This is a genomic window from Hydrogenophaga sp. (assembly GCF_030158645.1).
In the GTDB taxonomy this organism is placed as follows: Bacteria; Pseudomonadota; Gammaproteobacteria; order Burkholderiales; family Burkholderiaceae_C; genus Hydrogenophaga.
Window position 1 is genome coordinate 1 of the sequence record NZ_JAOASO010000079.1, and the last position, 2,191, is coordinate 2,191.

Genomic DNA, 2,191 nt, shown 5'->3' on the forward strand with positions numbered 1-2,191 from the left:
CAGCAGACCGACTACCCGCGCACCCGCTGGGACATGCCCAACCACGAGCCGCGCGGCTGCGCGCGCGGGGCGAGCTACAGCTGGTACCTGTACAGCGCGAACCGGGTCAAGTACCCGATGGTGCGCGGCCGGCTGCTCAAGTCGTGGCGCGAGGCGCGCCTGGCGCACGACCCGGTCGATGCGTGGGCCAGCATCGTCGAGAACGATGCGAAGCGCCGCGACTACCAGCAGGTGCGCGGCCTCGGCGGCTTCGTGCGCTCGAGCTGGGACGAGGTCAACGAGATCGTCGCCGCGGCCAACGTGCACACGATCAAGAAGCACGGCCCCGATCGCGTGATCGGCTTCTCGCCGATCCCGGCGATGAGCATGGTCAGCTACGCCGCCGGCTCGCGCTACCTGAGCCTGATCGGCGGCGTCTGCATGAGCTTCTACGACTGGTACTGCGACCTGCCGCCGGCCAGCCCGCAGATCTGGGGCGAGCAGACCGACGTGCCCGAGTCGGCCGACTGGTACAACTCGACCTACCTGATCGCCTGGGGCAGCAACGTGCCGCAGACGCGCACGCCCGACGCGCACTTCTTCACCGAGGTCCGCTACAAGGGCGCGAAGACCGTCGCGGTGACGCCCGACTATTCCGAGGTCGCCAAGCTGGCCGACATCTGGATGAACCCGAAGCAGGGCACCGACGCGGCGGTCGCGATGGCGATGGGCCACGTGATCCTGAAGGAGTTCTATTTCCCCGGCGCCGGCAAGGAGCGCAGCGCCTACTTCGACGACTACGTGCGCCGCTACACCGACATGCCGATGCTGGTGATGCTGAAGGAGCACACGCTGCCCAGCGGCGAGGTCGTGATGGTGCCCGACCGCTACGTGCGCGCGTCCGACTTCAACGGCAAGCTGGGTCAGGCCAACAACCCCGAATGGAAGACCGTCGCCTTCGACGAGAGCGGCAAGGTGGTGCTGCCGAACGGCGCGATCGGCTTCCGCTGGGGCCCCGACGGACGGGCCGACGAAGGCCAGTGGAACCTCGAGGCGAAGGAAGCGCGCCACGGCCAGGCCGTCAAGCTGAAGCTGTCGCTGCTCGAAGGCGAGCAGCCGAGCACCGCGACGGCGCGCGTCGGCTTCCCGTACTTCGGCGGCATCGAGAGCGCCAACTTCCCGAACAACGTGCTGAAGGGCGACAGCGGCGACGTGATCGTGCGCACCGTGCCGGTCCAGCGGATCTCGCTGGGCAAGGCGGGCGAGGAACGCAGCGCGCTGGTCGCCACGGTGTTCGACCTGCAGGTGGCCAACTACGGCGTCGCCCGCGGCTTGCCGGGCGAGTTCGCCGCGGCCAACTTCGACGAGGACACGCCGTACACGCCGGCCTGGCAGGAGCGCATCACCGGCACGCCGCGCGCGCAGCTGATCACCGTGGCGCGCCAGTTCGCCGAGAACGCGCACAAGACGCACGGCAAGTCGATGGTGATCATCGGCGCCGCGATGAACCACTGGTACCACAGCGACATGAACTACCGCGGCGTCATCAACATGCTGATGATGTGCGGCTGCATCGGCCAGAGCGGCGGCGGCTGGGCGCACTACGTGGGTCAGGAGAAGCTGCGGCCGCAGACCGGCTGGACCGCGCTGGCCTTCGCGCTCGACTGGATCCGTCCGCCGCGCCAGATGAACAGCACCAGCTTCTTCTACGCGCACACCGACCAGTGGCGCTACGAGAAGCTCGGCATGGACGAGGTGCTGTCGCCGCTGGCCGACAAGAAGCTCTACGCCGGCAGCATGATCGACTACAACGTGCGCGCCGAGCGCATGGGCTGGCTGCCGTCGGCGCCGCAGCTGCAGACGAATCCGATCCATGTGGTCCGCGACGCTGCTGCCGCGGGCTTGGAGCCGAAGGAGTACGCGGTCAACGGATTGAAGGACGGCACGCTCAAGATGAGCTGCACCGACCCGGATCACCCGGACAACTGGCCGCGCAACATGTTCGTGTGGCGCTCCAACATCCTGGGCTCGTCGGGCAAGGGCCACGAGTATTTCCTGAAGCACCTGCTCGGCACCAGCAACGGCGTGCAGGGCAAGGACCTCGGCAAGGAAGAGGCCAAGCCGACCGAGGTCGTCTGGCACGACAAGGCGCCCGAAGGCAAGCTCGACCTGCTGGTGACGCTCGACTTCCGCATGAGCACCACGTGCCTGT

Annotated in this window: 1 protein-coding gene; it reads left to right on the forward strand. The window is 67.8% G+C overall.

Annotation, left to right across the window (positions count from 1 at the left end; all coding sequences use genetic code 11):
* Positions 1 to 2,191 (forward strand): nitrate reductase subunit alpha (locus Q1W68_RS07685; RefSeq protein ID WP_300716040.1); only part of this gene is annotated, 2,191 nt, incomplete at both ends.